Below are 17,407 nucleotides of genomic sequence, written 5' to 3'. Positions count from 1 at the left end.
TAATTTATAGTGCTTAGACTGTTTGGTGTTTTCCCTTGCGCTTATGAAAAGTCTCTTTATACTGCCCTTCATTATCTTTAGCGATAATACTGATGCTTCCATTGATTTCTAATGTTGCTAATTTCACTTGTTTGAAGTACTCTACACCATGCTCATGCATAGCTTCAGTCAACTCTTCTGAAGTAATGCCTAGCTGAGTAGCTTTAGCGAAATCAACCATACCGTGCTGAATAATGACTTCAGGCTTCTGCTGGAGTAATCGATTGACAAGTTTGTTGTGAGCGATCAGTCGTTTCATTCCGTAGTTTAAAGAAAACAAAACAAAAGCAGCTAATATTCCTCCTTCTAAGCTTGTATTAGGGCCAACCATAGCATTCTGTACTGAATTGCTAATTAAGAGCATTAAAACAACGTCAAATGTGTTTAACTGAGACAACTGCTTCTTGCCAAACACGCGCATCGCTATAATCATAAATAATCGAGTAGGAGGCTGAAGATTATTTCTTCAGCCGACCTCTCACACCACCAGGCATACGGATCCGTACCATGGCGGTTCTTAATTTACGATACTTTTAGGTAAATGTCATTTAGAAATGTATAACCTGCTTTCCTTAAAACCCAAATATTCAATGATGTTTTTAAAACAGGACTCAAGGCTACACGACAATACCCCTTTCGGGTATTAGCCCATTGATAAGCTTGATTAGCTTTAACACCTATCTTTTTAAGATTTGTATACCTTAACACTTTACTCTTCCAGTTCTTCCATATAAACATCCGTATTCTTGTCCGAAGCCATTTATCTACACGTCTTATCTTATCTGACATATTTGCTAACTTAAAGTAGGATACCCAACCTCTTATAAACATTTTTAATGTTTCTTTGAGTTTTTCATACCCTTTCCCATTACTTCGGTTGGTAATTACTCTTAATTTTTCTTTGAGTTTGTCATAGCTATTAGTATGTACACATAATTCCCATTGCTGGTTTTTACCAACATAGAAGCTATATCCTAAGAACTTCTTTCCGCGAGCATATCCTATGGTTGTTTTCTCCTTATTAACTTTTAAGTACAGTACTGTTTCTATGAATATAGTTATACTCTCCTTTACACGCTTACATGCTCTTTTACTCTTACAAAAGATTAAACAATCATCTGCATAACGAACAAACCGATGACCACGTCTGTCGAGTTCCATATCTAATTCATGAAGCATTATATTGCTCAGTAGAGGGCTCAGAGGTCCTCCTTGAGGAACTCCTTGGTTACTCTGTTCAAGTTTCCCATTTATAATCACTCCAGAGTTTAGATACTTATGTATAAGTGATATTACACGAGAGTCTTTAACTCGTTTAGATAAAAGTTCTATTAGTCTACTATGATTAACAGTATCAAAGAACTTCTCTAAATCCAAGTCTACTACATAATGATAACCAGCATGCAGATGGTTCTTAGCTTCTCTGAGTGCTGTATGGCATCCTCTTTTAAGTCTAAATCCATGGCTACTTGGATGGAAGTCTCGTTCATAAATCCCTGATAATACTTGTGCTATACTTTGTTGTACAAGTCTGTCAATAACTGTAGGTATTCCTAATAATCGGATTTTTCCTCCTTCTTTGGGAATTTCTACTCTGCGGACTCCTTGAGGCTTATACCTCCCGTTTACTAATGAGCTCAGCAGTGACTCTTTATGAACTAAGAGCCATTCTAGCATTTTTCCTGTAGACATCTTGTCTATTCCATGACTCCCTTTATTTGCCTTAACTCGTTTATAAGCTAAGTTTAAATTGGATGGGCTTAGAATTTGTTCAAATGTGTCTATCTTCCCTAATCGTACTTCCGTGAGGTTGTTTTCGGTTATCCCAATAAAAGTCTGCACTCCTTGATAGCTCTCGGGTTCCGCCCTATCATTGTCAAGGTAGTTATCAATATTCACCGATATTTTCTGCATTCTTCCCTTCATTAGGTAACATTCATTTACTACTCACTTAATTAAGTTCGGTCCTTCTGTGTTTTGTAAGACTTCTTGGTATTGCCAAGCTTGTTGCAACACATACTATGACCTCTGCTGACTTCTTACAGCAATTATTATCCGTAGTTCTGTAAAAAAATTCCCTACGTCTGTAAGACCTCCCCAGGTAAGAACAATAACTTTCACCTCATGTACCTGCTATATTTACTCGCATATCTCTGTACAGTTTAGGACTTCAGTTTGGGTTGCAACCTTATCCGATACTTTGAGCCTTATATATAGTTTCTGTTCGTCAGGTCAAGGTTTTGCCGTAAGCTTCCTTCAGATTCCACCTCACGATGGACACCCTTGCTATTAGCTAACACTTCCCACTGTAAAGGTGTGTTCGGGACTTGCACCCTAGAGTTATTGCCCATGCTGGGCACACAACCACTATGGACTGAAAGTCCATAGTTTGTTAAAGCAGACTAAAGTCTGCCTGGGTGGAGCTACTTACTCAAGTATAAAGTTACCTCCGTTATCATTTGATTTACGATGGTGTTCAAGATATTGATTTAGCATTTCATCAGTAATATTTCCTGTACTCCAACAACCAAAGCCTATTGCCCAAAAGTGACGTCCCCAGTATCTGTGCTTCAACTCAGGAAATTCTATTTGGAGTTTCCTTGAGGTACGACCCTTGAAGAGTTTGACAATATTGCTTATGTTTTGAGATGGTCGATATTCTATATGAAGATGAACATGGTCCTTTGATACTACACCTTTTAAAATTTGAATATCTTCTGCTTCACAAATCTGAATGATCAGACTACGACAACGTATCTGAATATCTCCTTCCAATACTGGATAACGATATTTAGTCACCCATACTATATGGGCAGTTAAACGTGATACACTATGTCCTCCGGTTCGTTGATATTCCATATATCAAAGGTAAACATTTTTAGAAGCTGAAAGCTAAATGCACTAAAGTGCATAGTTTTAACTACAGTCTGCGACCAATAAATATACAGCCACACTTCTCCATACGATATCTAAATACTCCATAAATACTTGCTTTTACTTCAAATTTAAACAAAAAAAGCCACATAACTTACGCTATATGGCTTCTATAAAGATTCCTTTAATACACTTATAGATTAAGTGTTTGATTCTTATCATATCTCACTTGGTATCCAAAACGAAGTGATTTACTATCATTTCCTTTCAGTCTAAGATCCCACTTCACAAGTCCTTTCTCTTCATTAAGCTTTCCTGATGAAGTCTCTGTTAATTCTACTTCTATATCTTTATTAGAACTAATAGGATACTGGTCTTCTACTTGTATATCTATCTGCTCAGCTTTGTTGTTGCGAATCGTAATATCGTATACGAAGTTTTGAGACTTTTTAGAAGATAACATCTTAGTACCTGATTTATCTTTTAATAAAATACGAGTAACTGCTACTTTAGGGTCTTTACCCATATTTAGTTTCATCTCCTCTTCTGTGTTTGCAGGGTTCAACATAGTCTTACCAACGTATACTCCATCAAAGATTACGTTTGCCTCCCCTGCTAATAAGTTATAATTACCATAGTCCTTAATCGTTGCTACTAAATAAGCATTTAGATCAAGCTTAGGAGCTACATAATACTTATACTCTGCAGGAATAGAAAAGTCGTTAAGTGATACACTATGTGACTTATTATTAGACATCACCGTGTACGGAATATTTATATCAAATGATACGTTTAGTTGTGATTCATTGACTTGAGTAAAGCTACTCATTGTACTTTCCTCATAGACTATTGATTTTTCAGCTGTAGAATAAGAAGCATTAGCTGTAGACATTTCAAGAGCAGCACTAGCATTGGCTTTCTTCATACCTATTCCCACTCCAGGCTTTCCACCACCATATACTGATGACATAGCCCCCCTATAATCAAGGAACCACGTTCTCCAAGTAGGAATAACATTACTCTGATTCGCAACACCACTTGTCAAACTTAGATTCACACCTCTCCAGTCAATACCAGAACTCTGTTTCACATCCGCTTTATAAACTACTTTTACAGGAGAGTTAATCTTCTCTACTCTTAGGTCATAGAAAGGCTTCCATGACGCAGCATTCGTTAAATACTTAATCTGAAAAGGCACTTCACCTTCTCTGTCATTCATTACTTGTATAATCAGCTTACCCTTGCTAGATTTCTCACTTTTGCCTTCATTAAAAGCAAGCTTATCTTGTAAATTGGTTAGTCGAGTATTAAGGTCATCCTTCTTCTCGTTTAACTTATCTAACTCTGTACTCAGCTGTAGTCTCTTTGTTTTATAATAGTCTACCATCTTCATCACTTCTGCAGTAGTTGTTCCTTGTTCTCCACCTACTTTCTGATTAGAGTCTAATAAAGCAATTGTTCTACTTTCTACATCAATAGCATTATTCACCTTCTTTAATTCAGTTTGAACTAATTTAATACTATCTCTTACAGGCTTCAACAATGGAGAATCTACTGGACTATCATATTCTTCTACATATCGATTACTATACTGTATAGCCATGACTGTCACCTCAGATATAGATCCGATCTGTATAGTAGGTTCGTTTAGATAATCAGCTACATTGGTAATCACTACCTCTGAAGTTCCCTTAGGTAACTTCACTTTGGCCTTATGCGTCAATTCAGCACTGTTAAAGTATACTCGGGCACTCTCTAGCTTAGCAGGTGTAAACACAGGCTTCTGTGCCCATGTCATAACCGTAGTCAAAGCTAATGTAACAATCGTTAGATTCTTTTTCATAGTATTCAATTTTAAGTTATCCGAAGAGGTATTCTACTACATCTTCAATCTTAGTCACTAGAACAACCTTAATTCCTCTACCAGTATGACTAATCTTATTATATTTTGAAACAAAAATAGTAGAGAAACCAAGCTTCTCTGCTTCTTGTATACGTTGGTCTACTCTATTTACAGGTCTAATCTCACCAGATAGCCCTACTTCTCCAGCGAATGTAAAGTCTTTGCCAATAGACATATCTTGATCTGAAGATAGAATAGCTGCCACAACTCCTAAGTCAATAGCAGGATCATCTACTGTAATACCTCCCGTGATATTTAAGAATACGTCTTTCTGCCCTAATCTAAATCCAGCTCTTTTTTCTAGTACAGCTAAGATCATATTCAGTCGCTTCAGATTATACCCTGTAGCACTACGCTGTGGAGTACCATATACAGCTGTACTCACAAGGGCTTGTACCTCTACCATAAGTGGGCGCATCCCTTCTAAAGTAGCTGCTATAGCTGTTCCTGATAATTCTTCTTCCTTATGTGATATTAATATTTCAGAAGGGTTAGACACTTCTCTAAGACCACTTCCTTGCATCTCATAAATACCAAGTTCTGCTGTAGAACCAAAACGGTTCTTATTCGCTCTTAGTATTCGATATACGTGATTTCTATCTCCTTCAAATTGTAGTACAGTATCCACCATGTGTTCTAACATTTTAGGTCCTGCTATACTTCCATCCTTTGTTATATGTCCAATGATCAACACTGGAGTTCCAGTTTCTTTAGCGAATTTGGTTAGCTCAGCTGTACACTCTTTGATCTGAGAAACAGTCCCTGCAGAAGATTCGATATATTCAGTATGCAAAGTTTGAATAGAGTCAATGATTAATACATCAGGCTGTATCTCCTCTATTTGACGAAAGATGTTCTGTGTATTGGTCTCCGTAAGAATATAACAGTTGTCATTAGCAGGGTTAATACGCTCTGCCCTCATCTTTATCTGTTTCTGACTTTCCTCTCCTGATACATAGAGAGTCTTGAAAGGCAAACGCAGAGATATCTGTAATAATAATGTACTTTTTCCTATCCCAGGCTCACCACCTAAAAGCACCATAGAGCCAGGTACCAGTCCACCACCTAAAACACGATTTAGCTCACCATCCATAGTATTCATACGTATCTCCTCTGTACTGTCTATCTCTCGTACCTTTAGAGGCTTCGCTACCTTCTTCATGGTATTAGGCGAACTACTTACTGCTTTCCACGCTGTCTTTTCTTCTTTTTGGATTACCTCTTCTACAAGTGTATTCCACTCTTTACAAGCATTACATTGTCCTTGCCATTTAGCGTATTGTGTACCGCAACTCTGACAGAAAAAAGCCGTCTTTACCTTTGCCATTACTTTCTATTTAAAATCTTCTTACGAAGATACGATGTTATCATTAGACAATAATAACTTGATAAAAACTAATTACCCAACAAGAAATAAATTTATTCTATAATAACATTTATATTTACTACAATAAAACACACTATTAACACATGAGAAAACTAATTTACACAGCTTTAATAGCTACACTAACATTAAGCTTTAATGCTGTGCATGCACAAGAACAAAAATTAGAGAAACGCTTTGAAGCAGGAATACACCTACTTGGAGTTGGAGTTAACTATGAATACCCAATAGTAGATCAGTTAACTGTACTAGGGAAAGTACAATACAACGTAGGCTTTTTCGGTAACTCTGATTATGTAGATTACATCGCTTCTTTGTCCTTAGGAGTAGAATCTAGATATTACTATAACTTTAATAAAAGAGTTCGAAAAGGTAAAAACACAAAGAATAATTCAGCTAACTTTCTTTCTTTAGGCTTTGATTATATGCCAGATGCACTTACAAGTACGGATTCAAAAGACAACATTAAGGTAGAAAAATCATCTCATCTATCTCCTATGTGGAATATAAGACGAAATATAGGTCAATCTAATTTTTCTTACGAAGCTGGTATCGGTATTGATTTCTATAGAATACATTATGATCATAGACCAACTGAAAAAGAAACAGGTTTAGCACTAAGATTAAGTATCGGCTATACCTTCTAATATATAGAACAAAAAAAGACCTACTCATTGAGTAGGTCTTTTTTTATTTCTAATCAGCTAATTAGTTAGCTAATATAATAATCTTATTATCGCTTAATTCGATAGTTCCAAGACTGATAGGTAAATGATAAGTATCATTACTTACTTTCTCGAATTTAGAACTAAACTCTGGTGCAATAGAAATGTTTTGCCCTGTGAACTTTACACTTCCTTTTGTTAGGATAGAAACAATAGGAGCGTGATTATTTAACATCTGAAACTCTCCATTTGCTCCTGGAACTGAAACTGAAGTAACTTCTCCAGAAAATAAAGTAGCCTCAGGTGATACAATTTCTAATCTCATGTCGATCTCTTTAAATATTAATTAGATTATATTTCTGCAAGCATTTTCTCTCCAGCTGCAATCGCTTCTTCGATTGAACCTTTTAAGTTGAAAGCTGCCTCTGGTAAGTGGTCTAACTCACCATCGATAATCATATTAAATCCTTTGATAGTATCTTTAATATCAACTAATACACCTGGGATACCAGTAAACTGCTCAGCTACGTGGAATGGTTGAGATAAGAAACGTTGAACACGACGAGCTCTGTATACAGCTTGTTTATCTTCTTCAGATAACTCTTCCATACCTAAGATCGCGATGATATCTTGTAATTGTTTATATTTCTGTAAAATCTCTTTTACTCTTTGAGCACAAGCATAGTGGTCTTTTCCTAAGATCTCTGGAGTCAAAATACGAGAAGAAGACTCTAGTGGATCAACTGCTGGATAAATACCTAACTCTGCAATCTTACGAGATAATACTGTTGTAGCATCTAAGTGAGCAAACGTTGTTGCTGGTGCAGGGTCAGTTAAGTCATCCGCAGGAACGTAAACCGCCTGTACAGAAGTAATAGATCCTTTTTTAGTCGAAGTAATACGCTCTTGCATAGCTCCCATCTCAGTAGCTAATGTTGGTTGGTATCCTACTGCAGAAGGCATACGACCTAATAATGCAGATACCTCAGAACCAGCTTGAGTAAAACGGAAGATATTATCTACGAAGAATAATACGTCTTTTCCTTGGTCATCACCAGCTCCATCACGGAAGAACTCAGCAATAGTTAATCCTGATAATGCAACACGTGCACGTGCTCCTGGTGGCTCATTCATCTGACCGAATACGAATGTAGCTTTAGATTCTTTCATACCTGGTTTATCTACTTTAGATAAATCCCATCCTCCATTTTCCATAGAGTGCATGAAGTCATCTCCATATTTAATAATACCTGACTCTAACATCTCACGTAGTAAGTCATTACCCTCACGAGTACGCTCTCCAACTCCAGCGAATACTGAAAGTCCACCGTGTCCTTTAGCGATATTATTAATTAATTCCTGAATCAATACTGTTTTTCCTACTCCAGCACCTCCGAATAAACCAATTTTACCCCCTTTTGCGTAAGGCTCAATTAAGTCGATTACTTTGATACCTGTGAATAATACTTCAGTTGAAGTAGATAAATCCTCAAATTTTGGAGCAGAACGGTGAATTGGTAAACCATTAGAACCTTCTTTTGGTAAGTTTCCAAGACCATCAATAGCGTCTCCTACAACATTAAACAATCTACCAAATACATCTTTACCAATTGGTACTTGGATTGGAGATCCTGTAGATGCTACTTCATATCCTCTACTTAAACCGTCTGTAGAGTCCATTGAAATTGTTCTTACTGTATCTTCTCCAATATGAGATTGTACCTCTAGGATTAATTTAGTACCATCTGGTTTTGTGATTTCTAATGAATCATAAATCTTTGGAAGCTCGGCATTTGCAGTGTTGAATACTACGTCAACTACTGGCCCGATAACTTGCGCAACTTTTCCTGTAACTTTAGACATTGCTTATGTATTTATTTAACAGCTATTTACGTTTATCGAAAAATTCTACTTTTTCAGAGTGCAAAGATAGTTTTTTTCTCTGAATATTAAAACTTTGAAATTTTATTTTAAATAAAAAAAAAGCGAGTCTTAAAAAGACTCACTTTTATACTATTATTCAACCGTCACTGACTTAGCCAAGTTTCTCGGTTGGTCAACATTACACTCTCTTAAAACAGCGATGTGATAAGATAACAGTTGTAATGGAATTGTCGTTAATATTGGAGTTAAAGCCTCAGAAATACCAGGTACTTCGATAACGTGATCAGCTAGTTCTCTTACTTGCTTATCTCCTTTTGTTACCACAGCAATGATTTTTCCATTTCTTGCTTTAATCTCTTGGATATTACTCACTACTTTATCGTAGTGATCTTGATTAGGTGCAATTACGATAACTGGCATATGCTCGTCAATTAAAGCGATTGGACCGTGTTTCATCTCAGCAGCAGGATATCCTTCTGCATGTATATAAGAGATTTCTTTCAGTTTTAACGCCCCTTCTAATGCCACAGGATAGTTATATCCTCTACCTAAGTATAAGCAGTTAGTTGAGTCTTTATAAACCTGAGAGATTTTTAATATTTCTTCATTTTGAGTTAACGCTTCCTCTACGCGCTCAGGCACTAGCTCTAATTCATGTAAATATTTTAAATATTCAGAATTAGGTAAAGTTCCTTTTGCTTTTGCTAAACGAAGAGCAATTAAAGTCAATACTGTAATCTGAGTTGTAAATGCTTTTGTAGAAGCAACACCAATCTCAGGTCCAGCATGTGTATAAGCTCCAGCATGTGTCTCTCTAGAAATAGAAGATCCTACCACATTACAAACTCCGAATACGAATGCTCCTTTTTCTTTCGCTAATTTAATAGCGGCAAGAGTATCTGCTGTCTCTCCAGATTGAGAAATAGCAATCAGAACATCACTAGAGTCAATAATTGGGTTTCTATATCTAAATTCAGAAGCATACTCTACTTCTACTGGTATTCTTGCAAACTCTTCGATTACATACTCAGCTACTAAAGCAGCATGCCAAGATGTACCACAAGCAGCGATAATAATTCTCTTCGCATTTAAGAATTTATCGATATTATCTTCGATACCTGCCATTCTGATCAAACCTTGATCAGCTAATAAACGACCTCTAAAAGTATCTTTAATTACCTCTGGTTGCTCGTATATCTCTTTTAGCATAAAATGGTCGTAACCATTCTTCTCGATCTGCTCTAAGTTTAATTGTAACTCTTGAACGTAGTGTGTAACTAATGAGTCATCTTTAATCTTGCGAATGCGCAATGGTTTGTGCAGTCTAATAATAGCCATTTCTTCATCTTCTAAATAAATAGCATTATTAGTATACTCGATAAAAGGTGATGCATCAGATGTAATGAAGTACTCATTCTCACCGATTCCGATAGCTAATGGACTACCAAGTCTAGCAGCTATTATTTCGTCTGGTTTTTTGATATCCATTACAGCGATAGCATACGCTCCCACTACTTGATTTAAAGCGATCTGAACAGCTTTTCCTAACTTAACACCTTGAGTTTTTTGTACATCCTCGATTAAGTTAATTAATACCTCAGTATCTGTTTCAGACTTAAATGTATAACCTCTTTTAATTAATTCTTGCTTAAGAGAATCATAGTTCTCTATAATACCGTTGTGAATTAAAACTAATTCACCCGAATTAGAAAAGTGAGGGTGTGAGTTCACATCATTTGGAACACCATGTGTAGCCCATCTAGTATGCCCTATACCTACTGTTCCTTTTTTTATTGCATCTGTACTTTTTTCTTCTAAATCAACAACTTTACCTTTTGTTTTACAAAGATTGATTGTCTCTCCATCGAATATAGCAAGACCAGCAGAGTCATATCCTCTGTACTCTAATCTTGTTAAACCTTTAATAATAACAGGGAACGCATCGCGATGACCTATATATCCAACAATTCCACACATACTTGTTTACTTTTTAGCTTTAGTATAAAAAATCTCTAACTTCATCTTCTTATTGTCCAGCGTAGTATTCGCTCCATGAAGTACAACTCCGATTGGGCAGCTAACAGCATAAGCTGGAACAACATTCACGTTAGTAGGTTCGTTGTTTATTTCGTTTTTCAATTTCTGATTAACATACCCTCCTACTGCAAAGTTATTCGCAACAGTCAAGGCTAATTTAGGGCTCACGTCATTCTTACTTTTCAGAAGACCTCTTATGTGGTCAGTGATTTTAAACTTATAATAATACCCTTCTTTTTTATTCTCTTTATCTTCTTTTACGAAGATACCGTTATATCCTTGTTTGATATACTGAGATGTACTCACCGCATCATTAGCAAAGTCTGACAACGCAATACTGTTGTCATAATCGTATAAGAACAGACGCTCAGGGATAGGTTGCCCTTGCATACGCTCCTTGTCCACATAGATCGTTAAGTAAGCTTCGTTCAGCAATACGTCCTCTTTCTTAAGTGCTTTTAACTCTTCAAGGTTATTAGACTTTAGAAGATCGATAACTGCTAAGCTACCTTGTCCACCTTTTATGTAAAGGCTTTCATCACCTTGCACTTTATTTGCATTAGCCACCTCTGATTGGTAAGTTCCGTCTAGAAGTGTACTAAACATATTCACACTAAATTTCTTAGTTCCTACCGTATTACCACTTAAGCTAAGTGTAACTTCTTTTCTTTCGCGTGTAATCACTTCCTTACCATCTTCTCCTTTTGTCTTTTTATCAACATGGAATATAACTACGATTTTACCTTTAGCAATATCTAATAATCCTGTAGTTCCTTTACTTCCGTTTCCTTCTGCTCTTAGATATAATCCCTTAAACAACTCACTGAATCCATTCGTTTCTGACAACTTCGCTTTGTTTTCAGTAATAAATTTCTCAAAGTAATTTTTATCTAAGTCTAACCACATTCCAGGGATAAGACGTTCTTTAATCTGATTATCTCCTGTATTTGGATCTTTAATAGGATTACCATCCTTATCTGTCTTATAAGTAATGATTTCTCTATTTGTAAAAGTAAAATTAGTATTCTGAGACGACTGTCCCGAAGTATTTAACTGTGTATTAATCTTATTTTTATCGATTAAAGCACCTGTTTGATCAGTATAGTATTTAGATGCAGAACCATCTGTTAAGTCTACATCCATCAAGTGATAGTTATTCTGATAAACTTTTAAGTCTATAGAACCTTCACCATATACATTTTTAAGTTTGTAGTAATTAACTTTATTATCTACTTTGTCAAATTGAGAAAAGTAAGGCACATACACATATACAGAGTCTACCTTTACATTCTCACCAATATCTCCAGCAACTGATGTTGAGTTAGCTAACTGAACAACCAAATCACTGCTAGTAGCACCAAATAATCCATTGTCTAGATACCCAAAAGGGACTTCTCCTAATCTACTTCCATCTACTGCTCCATAAGCTTGATTATAAGCTTTTATATCCTTTACGTTATACGATTCGATATCGAAGTTTCCTCCTCCTATTATATCACTTCCCGTTTCTGTAAAATCACTCTCACAAGCTTGTAAGGCCATAAAGCCTAATACAAGAGATATTCCTTTTAATATATTCTTTTGGTTCATCTAGTCAATCCAATCTATTTGGGTTATTACTATTCTATTCTGATATAGCTATTAAAAAAACTTCTGATAAAATTCAGTATAAGCTTTAGCAAACTCATCTTTAGCTACGAAAGGTAAAAAAGGTTTTTCAGAAGACTCTATAAATTTTGTTAAATTTGAACTTACCTCTTCTGAAGCAACGATAACGCCATCCGAATTTTTGATAGCATTCATCATGATACTTTCATAAGTAGGGTTCTCGAAGTCATTCACTACGTCTTCTGGGAAGCCATCGAATGCTATTTTTTCTTTCATAGTAGCATCTAAGACACCGCTAAATCCTTCACTAAAAATAGAAGTAACTACTTTCGTATCAGAGAAAATAGCTTCATCTTTATAATAATGTTTTAAATAAGCTGGCAGCAATGATGCCATCCAACCTTGTACATGTATCACATCAGGAACCCAGTTAAGTTTCTTAACCGTTTCGATTACACCTTTTGTAAAGAAAATAGCTCTTTCATCATTATCAGGATACAATGTTCCATCCTCATCTGAGAAAGTAGATTTTCTTTTAAAATACTCGTCATTATCTATAAAGTAAACTTGAATACGCTCTTTCGGGATAGAAGCTACCTTAATGATTAGTGGCATATCCATATCATTTACGACTAGATTCATACCTGACAATCTAATAACTTCGTGTAATTGATGTCTTCTCTCATTTATGCTACCATATCTAGGCATAAAAATTCTTATCTGTCCTCCTTGATCATTAATCATTTTAGGAGCATCATAAGACATTAATGAAACTTCATTTTCTGCTAAATAAGGTACCACTTCAGATGATACATATAATATCCTCTTTTCTTTCATCTTCAATTATAATTTCTGTGTTTGAAACAAATAAACATTGCAAATTTACAAAAATTTATGCAGTTATTTTCTAAATAACTAATTTTGCCATTATTTTAAACACGAAGCTAATGTTTCTTTTTAGTACAAAAGCCGAATTACAAGCGTATTTAAAACCATTTCGCGACGCTAATAAGGCAATTGGTCTTGTACCAACAATGGGGGCCATCCATAAGGGGCACCTTTCATTAATGGAACAATCATTAAATGAAAATGAATGTACTGTAGTAAGTATTTTCGTTAATCCGACGCAATTTAACAATGCAGAAGATTTAGAAAAATACCCTCGTACTTTAGAAAGAGATCAGGAGATCATTAAGTCTCTTTCTGAACAAATTGTAATATTTGCACCGTCTGTTGATGAGATTTACGGTGGAAATACTGTAGCCCAATCATTTGATTTTGATGGACTAGAAAACGAAATGGAAGGTGCTTCTCGCCCTGGTCATTTTGATGGAGTAGGAACTATCGTGAGTAAACTTTTTGAGCTTGTTACGCCTAACAAAGCTTATTTTGGAGAAAAAGACTTCCAACAATTGCAGATCATCCGCAAGATGGTAGATAAGCTTCATATACCTGTACAGGTTATCGGAGTGCCTATCTTCAGAGCTACGGACGGATTAGCCATGAGTTCTCGTAACGAACGAGTATCTACTGAAGGATTAAAAAAATCAACTTTCTTATATCAAGTATTGTTGAAAGCCAAGGATTTATTCAAAAGTGAAAGTATTTCTAAAGTTAACGCTTTTGTTGAGAATGAATTTAAAAATAATCCTAACTTTGAACTCGAATACTTCACTATAGCAGAAGAAGATACTCTAAAAACAGCTACATCTAAAGATGAGGCTCACAGATACAGAGGATTCTTAGTTGCTCATATCGAAGGCATTCGACTAATTGACAATATATCTTTTAACTAAAACTCACGCGAAATGCAAGTTGAAGTAGTAAAATCAAAAATTCACCGTGTAACTGTAACTGGAGCAGACCTACACTACATCGGAAGTATTACGATTGACGAAGTTTTAATGGAAGCTTCTAACATCATAGAAGGAGAGAAAGTTTCGATTGTTAATATTAACAATGGAGAACGCTTTGAAACTTATGCTATCCCTGGACCTCGTAACAGTGGAGAGATCTGCTTAAATGGTCCTGCAGCACGTAAAGTACACAAAGGGGATATCATTATCATTATTACTTATGGAATTATGGATTTTGAAGAAGCGAAGACATTCAAACCTTCTATCGTATTCCCTAATGAAGAGACCAACACCTTAACATAGCCTCTTATTGAAAAAAAATATCAGTAAATTATTGAATATATTACTCCCACTTTTGTTGGGAGTTTTTTTGGTTTATTACGCCTATAATCAGTTTACTGAAGATCAGATAGAGGAGATGAAATCTCAGTTTAGAGATGCTAATTATAACTATATTATCATCTCCTCTTTCTTTTCTATTTTAAGTCTATGGGCACGTGCCTATAGGTGGAAATACGCCTTGCGCTATATGGGATATCCTGTATCCACATTCACTAACTTTATGGCTATCTCTATCGGCTATCTTCTTAACCTGACGGTACCTAGATCAGGAGAAGTATCTAGAGCGATCGTCTTGCAGAAGTACGAGAAAGTCCCTTTTGACAAAGGCTTTGGATCCATTGTTTCAGAACGAATTATTGACCTTATCTGTTTATTGCTTTGTGTATTCGTAGCTCTGATCTTACAGTATGAAGTATTAAAAGACTTCTTATTAGCCAAGGTTCCAGTGGAGAAACTAAGTATATTAGCTATCATCGCATTCGTAGGTTTCTTAGCCACTATTGCCTTATTTTATTATAGCAAATGGAAAGTGATTCTATTTATTAAAAATAAAATCAAAGGACTTACAGAAGGAGTCAGCAGCATCTTTAAGATGCCTTATAAAGTTGGTTTCTTATTCCACACTTTTCTTATTTGGTTTGGCTATATCGCTACATTTTACTTCGGTACACACGCCATAGAAGCCACTAGTACACTAAGCATTCCTATCGTTATGTCTGCCTTTGTAGCAGGTAGCTTTGCTGTATCATTTACTAATGGAGGTTTTGGAGCATTCCCGCTAATCATCGCAGAATTATTGTCTATCTACAGCATCTCTGCTGTCGCAGGTACAGCCTTTGGATGGATATTATGGACTACACAAACCGCTATCGTAGTCATATTCGGAGCACTATCCTTCTTAATCTTACCCCTATATTATAATCAAAAGAAAAACTAATCTCGCACTACCTCATCATAAAAAAAGCACCTATCTAAAATATTAGACAGGCACTCTTTAATAGTACAAACCAGTAAATTGGTATAATGATGGTATAAACAGCGCTATCAGTTATAAATCATTATTTCTTTATAGGTTACTTTGTGGGGATAATTGTTGTTGTTTTAATATTGTGCTATCAAGTAATTGATCATATCTGTAGTTGTCACTATTCCTTGTAGTACATTATCCTTATCTACTACCGGAAGTGAGTGAAACTGCTGTTTAGAGAAGATCTCAGCTACATCTTTGATATTAGTATCATCCATCACCACGATTGGGTTCTTCGTCATTACATCTTCTAACTTATAAGCGTCATAAATAGCGTCTAATGCACTTTGGTCTAGATCATTCGCTCCATATCCTATCTTTAAGATATCGTTGCTACTGATGATCCCCACTACATTCTCTGCTTCTATAACAGGGATATGTCTAATATTATATTCTACTAATAATTGGTTTACTTCACTTAACTTTTTATTAGTTGGCACAGCTATAAGTGCTTTAGACATAATTTGAGATACAGGTACTCTTTGTTTCATAGTGCTATAGTGTTTTATTGTTCTAGTACAAAGATTGCACTTACATACCTCATAATACATGATAAAAAGCAGGTTTTACTAAATAATAATGTCGTAATTTATATAGCAATGTTGTATTTATAGAACACATTATTCACCATAAGTGAATATACCACAATCTCAAAACTCTCCAATCCCTTGCCAATACTCGAAAAATAAAAATTGTGACAATTTATCTCAAAACAGTTTATCCAAAAGCCTGTTTTTTACCTAAATTGCTTCATAATTAACCACTTAAAAAATTATATCTATGGCAACAACGAACACTTATCTAACCTTCAATGGCAATTGTGAAGAGGCATTTAATTTTTATAAATCTGTATTTGGAGGAGAATTCACTTACCTCGTTAGATTCGACAGCATTCCAGATAGCCCAGAATTCGTAGTATCCCAAGAGGACAAGAACAAAATCATGCACGTCTCACTTCCTATCGGTAAATCTGTCTTAATGGGTAGTGATACTTCATGTGGCGATCCAACACCTATTGTACAAGGGAACAATTTCTCGATATCAGTATCCACAGATAGCCAAGCAGAGGCAGATGATCTATTCGCTAAGATAGCGGTAGGTGGTACTGTGATCATGCCGATCGAAGACATGTTTTGGGGTGACTATTTTGGAATGGTATTAGACCAATTTGGCATCCAATGGATGATCAACTTCAGTAGAGACGGACAGTACTAATAAGACCATAACCCCTAATCATCCCATCCCAATAGTAGCCTTCTGTTGGGATTTTTTTTCTAATTACACCACTTTATAAAAGACTAGCTTTAAATAGAACTAACTAATATTATCCAACACTACTGTTGTAGACACTATATAATTATCAATCCCCTACTAAGAGATCTTATTAGGGGATTTTCTTTTTATTCCCATTAGACATCTTCTGTTATCATCCTCTACACAGGTGAGACAATGTTTTCACTTTCCTTCCTATGCTCCCTATTTAATAGTATAGTGATAGGCAGGTGATAGGCTTATTTATAGCACTTTTTAGCCGACCAAATGCCCATCACTAGCCGACCACATGCCGACCACCCCTAATATTAATGTAAAAAAGATAACAGAATACGCTAGTTCTAGCACCTATTAATCGCTCTAAAAAATGGAATCCAAGCGAATATTAACTTGATATCGATAGAATTAAAAATGAAGAAAAGCTTATGCTCTAGTAGATGAACAGGTAATAAAATGAAGATAATCAGGATCAACGTTAAAAGTTGGGGAGGAAAGTGTAAAATAATATCTTTGTGC

General features: G+C 35.6%; 16 protein-coding genes. 5 read left to right on the top strand and 11 right to left on the bottom strand.

Annotated features, from left to right (window positions below):
- Positions 1-13: 13 nt before the first annotated feature.
- From RT228_RS17030 to radA, 5 genes are all read right to left on the bottom strand, one after another.
- Positions 14-472: a YetF domain-containing protein gene (locus tag RT228_RS17030; RefSeq protein WP_313139030.1), complete on the bottom strand. Its 459-nt coding sequence runs from the start codon at positions 470-472 to the stop codon at positions 14-16.
- 89 nt (positions 473-561) lie between these two features.
- The gene (gene ltrA / locus RT228_RS17025) at positions 562-1,953 is read right to left on the bottom strand and encodes a group II intron reverse transcriptase/maturase (RefSeq protein ID WP_313139028.1); all 1,392 of its coding nucleotides are present in this window, start codon (positions 1,951-1,953) and stop codon (positions 562-564) included.
- Positions 1,954-2,466: 513 nt separating this feature from the next.
- On the bottom strand, positions 2,467-2,898 hold the full coding sequence (gene tnpA, locus RT228_RS17020; protein ID WP_059050942.1) for an IS200/IS605 family transposase: 432 nt from the start codon (positions 2,896-2,898) through the stop codon (positions 2,467-2,469).
- Between the two features lie 208 nt (positions 2,899-3,106).
- A complete protein-coding gene (locus RT228_RS17015) occupies positions 3,107-4,756 on the bottom strand; it encodes a DUF4139 domain-containing protein (protein ID WP_313139026.1) in 1,650 nt (549 codons plus the stop codon).
- 16 nt (positions 4,757-4,772) lie between these two features.
- On the bottom strand, positions 4,773-6,143 hold the full coding sequence (gene radA, locus RT228_RS17010; protein WP_006257778.1) for a DNA repair protein RadA: 1,371 nt from the start codon (positions 6,141-6,143) through the stop codon (positions 4,773-4,775).
- A 143-nt stretch (positions 6,144-6,286) separates the two neighbouring features.
- On the opposite strand from radA, the gene RT228_RS17005 reads away from it, so the two are divergent.
- A complete protein-coding gene (locus RT228_RS17005; protein WP_006257779.1) occupies positions 6,287-6,847 on the top strand; it encodes a hypothetical protein in 561 nt (186 codons plus the stop codon).
- Between the two features lie 61 nt (positions 6,848-6,908).
- Here the strand turns inward: RT228_RS17005 and RT228_RS17000 are convergent, their stop codons facing one another.
- The 5 genes from RT228_RS17000 to RT228_RS16980 form a co-directional block, all read right to left on the bottom strand.
- Positions 6,909-7,190 carry a F0F1 ATP synthase subunit epsilon gene (locus RT228_RS17000; protein WP_006257780.1) on the bottom strand — a complete coding sequence of 94 codons (282 nt, stop codon included), beginning with the start codon at positions 7,188-7,190 and terminating at the stop codon, positions 6,909-6,911.
- A gap of 26 nt (positions 7,191-7,216) precedes the next feature.
- On the bottom strand, positions 7,217-8,728 hold the full coding sequence (atpD, locus tag RT228_RS16995) for a F0F1 ATP synthase subunit beta (RefSeq protein WP_006257781.1): 1,512 nt from the start codon (positions 8,726-8,728) through the stop codon (positions 7,217-7,219).
- 153 nt (positions 8,729-8,881) lie between these two features.
- Positions 8,882-10,726, bottom strand: a complete 1,845-nt coding sequence (gene glmS, locus RT228_RS16990) for a glutamine--fructose-6-phosphate transaminase (isomerizing) (RefSeq protein WP_006260490.1) — start codon at positions 10,724-10,726, stop codon at positions 8,882-8,884.
- Between the two features lie 6 nt (positions 10,727-10,732).
- Positions 10,733-12,376, bottom strand: a complete 1,644-nt coding sequence (locus tag RT228_RS16985; protein ID WP_006262537.1) for a DUF4270 domain-containing protein — start codon at positions 12,374-12,376, stop codon at positions 10,733-10,735.
- Positions 12,377-12,427: 51 nt separating this feature from the next.
- A complete protein-coding gene (locus RT228_RS16980) occupies positions 12,428-13,231 on the bottom strand; it encodes a glycogen/starch synthase (RefSeq protein ID WP_006257786.1) in 804 nt (267 codons plus the stop codon).
- Positions 13,232-13,341: 110 nt separating this feature from the next.
- On the opposite strand from RT228_RS16980, the gene panC reads away from it, so the two are divergent.
- From panC to RT228_RS16965, 3 genes are read left to right on the top strand one after another with little or no spacing between them, the layout of a single operon-like run.
- Entirely contained in the window at positions 13,342-14,190 is an 849-nt protein-coding gene (gene panC / locus RT228_RS16975; RefSeq protein ID WP_006262536.1) for a pantoate--beta-alanine ligase, read from the top strand.
- A 12-nt stretch (positions 14,191-14,202) separates the two neighbouring features.
- Positions 14,203-14,553 (top strand): aspartate 1-decarboxylase, encoded by a 351-nt coding sequence (gene panD, locus RT228_RS16970; RefSeq protein WP_006257788.1) that lies wholly within the window; start codon positions 14,203-14,205, stop codon positions 14,551-14,553.
- Between the two features lie 7 nt (positions 14,554-14,560).
- A complete protein-coding gene (locus RT228_RS16965; protein WP_006262535.1) occupies positions 14,561-15,529 on the top strand; it encodes a YbhN family protein in 969 nt (322 codons plus the stop codon).
- A gap of 164 nt (positions 15,530-15,693) precedes the next feature.
- Here RT228_RS16965 and RT228_RS16960 read toward each other — a convergent pair whose 3' ends face one another.
- Entirely contained in the window at positions 15,694-16,110 is a 417-nt protein-coding gene (locus RT228_RS16960; protein WP_006257790.1) for an HPP family protein, read from the bottom strand.
- Between the two features lie 289 nt (positions 16,111-16,399).
- Here RT228_RS16960 and RT228_RS16955 point away from each other — a divergent pair, with 289 nt between their 5' ends.
- On the top strand, positions 16,400-16,834 hold the full coding sequence (locus tag RT228_RS16955; protein WP_006257791.1) for a VOC family protein: 435 nt from the start codon (positions 16,400-16,402) through the stop codon (positions 16,832-16,834).
- Positions 16,835-17,407: the final 573 nt, after the last annotated feature.

Origin of the sequence: Myroides sp. (genome assembly GCF_032073645.1) — a bacterium.
In the GTDB taxonomy this organism is placed as follows: Bacteria; Bacteroidota; Bacteroidia; order Flavobacteriales; family Flavobacteriaceae; genus Flavobacterium; species Flavobacterium odoratimimum.
This window is presented reverse-complemented; position numbering and strand designations above follow the sequence as displayed.

Excerpts from the sequence above, each read along its gene's own strand:
- panC (WP_006262536.1), top strand. The coding sequence starts at position 13,342 with ATGTTTCTTTTTAGTACAAAAGCCGAATTACAAGCGTATTTAAAACCA.
- tnpA (WP_059050942.1), bottom strand. The coding sequence starts at position 2,898 with ATGGAATATCAACGAACCGGAGGACATAGTGTATCACGTTTAACTGCC.
- RT228_RS17015 (WP_313139026.1), bottom strand. The coding sequence starts at position 4,756 with ATGAAAAAGAATCTAACGATTGTTACATTAGCTTTGACTACGGTTATG.
- RT228_RS16960 (WP_006257790.1), bottom strand. The coding sequence starts at position 16,110 with ATGAAACAAAGAGTACCTGTATCTCAAATTATGTCTAAAGCACTTATA.
- RT228_RS16985 (WP_006262537.1), bottom strand. The coding sequence starts at position 12,376 with ATGAACCAAAAGAATATATTAAAAGGAATATCTCTTGTATTAGGCTTT.
- RT228_RS16980 (WP_006257786.1), bottom strand. The coding sequence starts at position 13,231 with ATGAAAGAAAAGAGGATATTATATGTATCATCTGAAGTGGTACCTTAT.
- RT228_RS16955 (WP_006257791.1), top strand. The coding sequence starts at position 16,400 with ATGGCAACAACGAACACTTATCTAACCTTCAATGGCAATTGTGAAGAG.
- radA (WP_006257778.1), bottom strand. The coding sequence starts at position 6,143 with ATGGCAAAGGTAAAGACGGCTTTTTTCTGTCAGAGTTGCGGTACACAA.
- panD (WP_006257788.1), top strand. The coding sequence starts at position 14,203 with ATGCAAGTTGAAGTAGTAAAATCAAAAATTCACCGTGTAACTGTAACT.
- glmS (WP_006260490.1), bottom strand. The coding sequence starts at position 10,726 with ATGTGTGGAATTGTTGGATATATAGGTCATCGCGATGCGTTCCCTGTT.
- RT228_RS17000 (WP_006257780.1), bottom strand. The coding sequence starts at position 7,190 with ATGAGATTAGAAATTGTATCACCTGAGGCTACTTTATTTTCTGGAGAA.
- RT228_RS17030 (WP_313139030.1), bottom strand. The coding sequence starts at position 472 with ATGATTATAGCGATGCGCGTGTTTGGCAAGAAGCAGTTGTCTCAGTTA.
- ltrA (WP_313139028.1), bottom strand. The coding sequence starts at position 1,953 with ATGCAGAAAATATCGGTGAATATTGATAACTACCTTGACAATGATAGG.
- atpD (WP_006257781.1), bottom strand. The coding sequence starts at position 8,728 with ATGTCTAAAGTTACAGGAAAAGTTGCGCAAGTTATCGGGCCAGTAGTT.
- RT228_RS17005 (WP_006257779.1), top strand. The coding sequence starts at position 6,287 with ATGAGAAAACTAATTTACACAGCTTTAATAGCTACACTAACATTAAGC.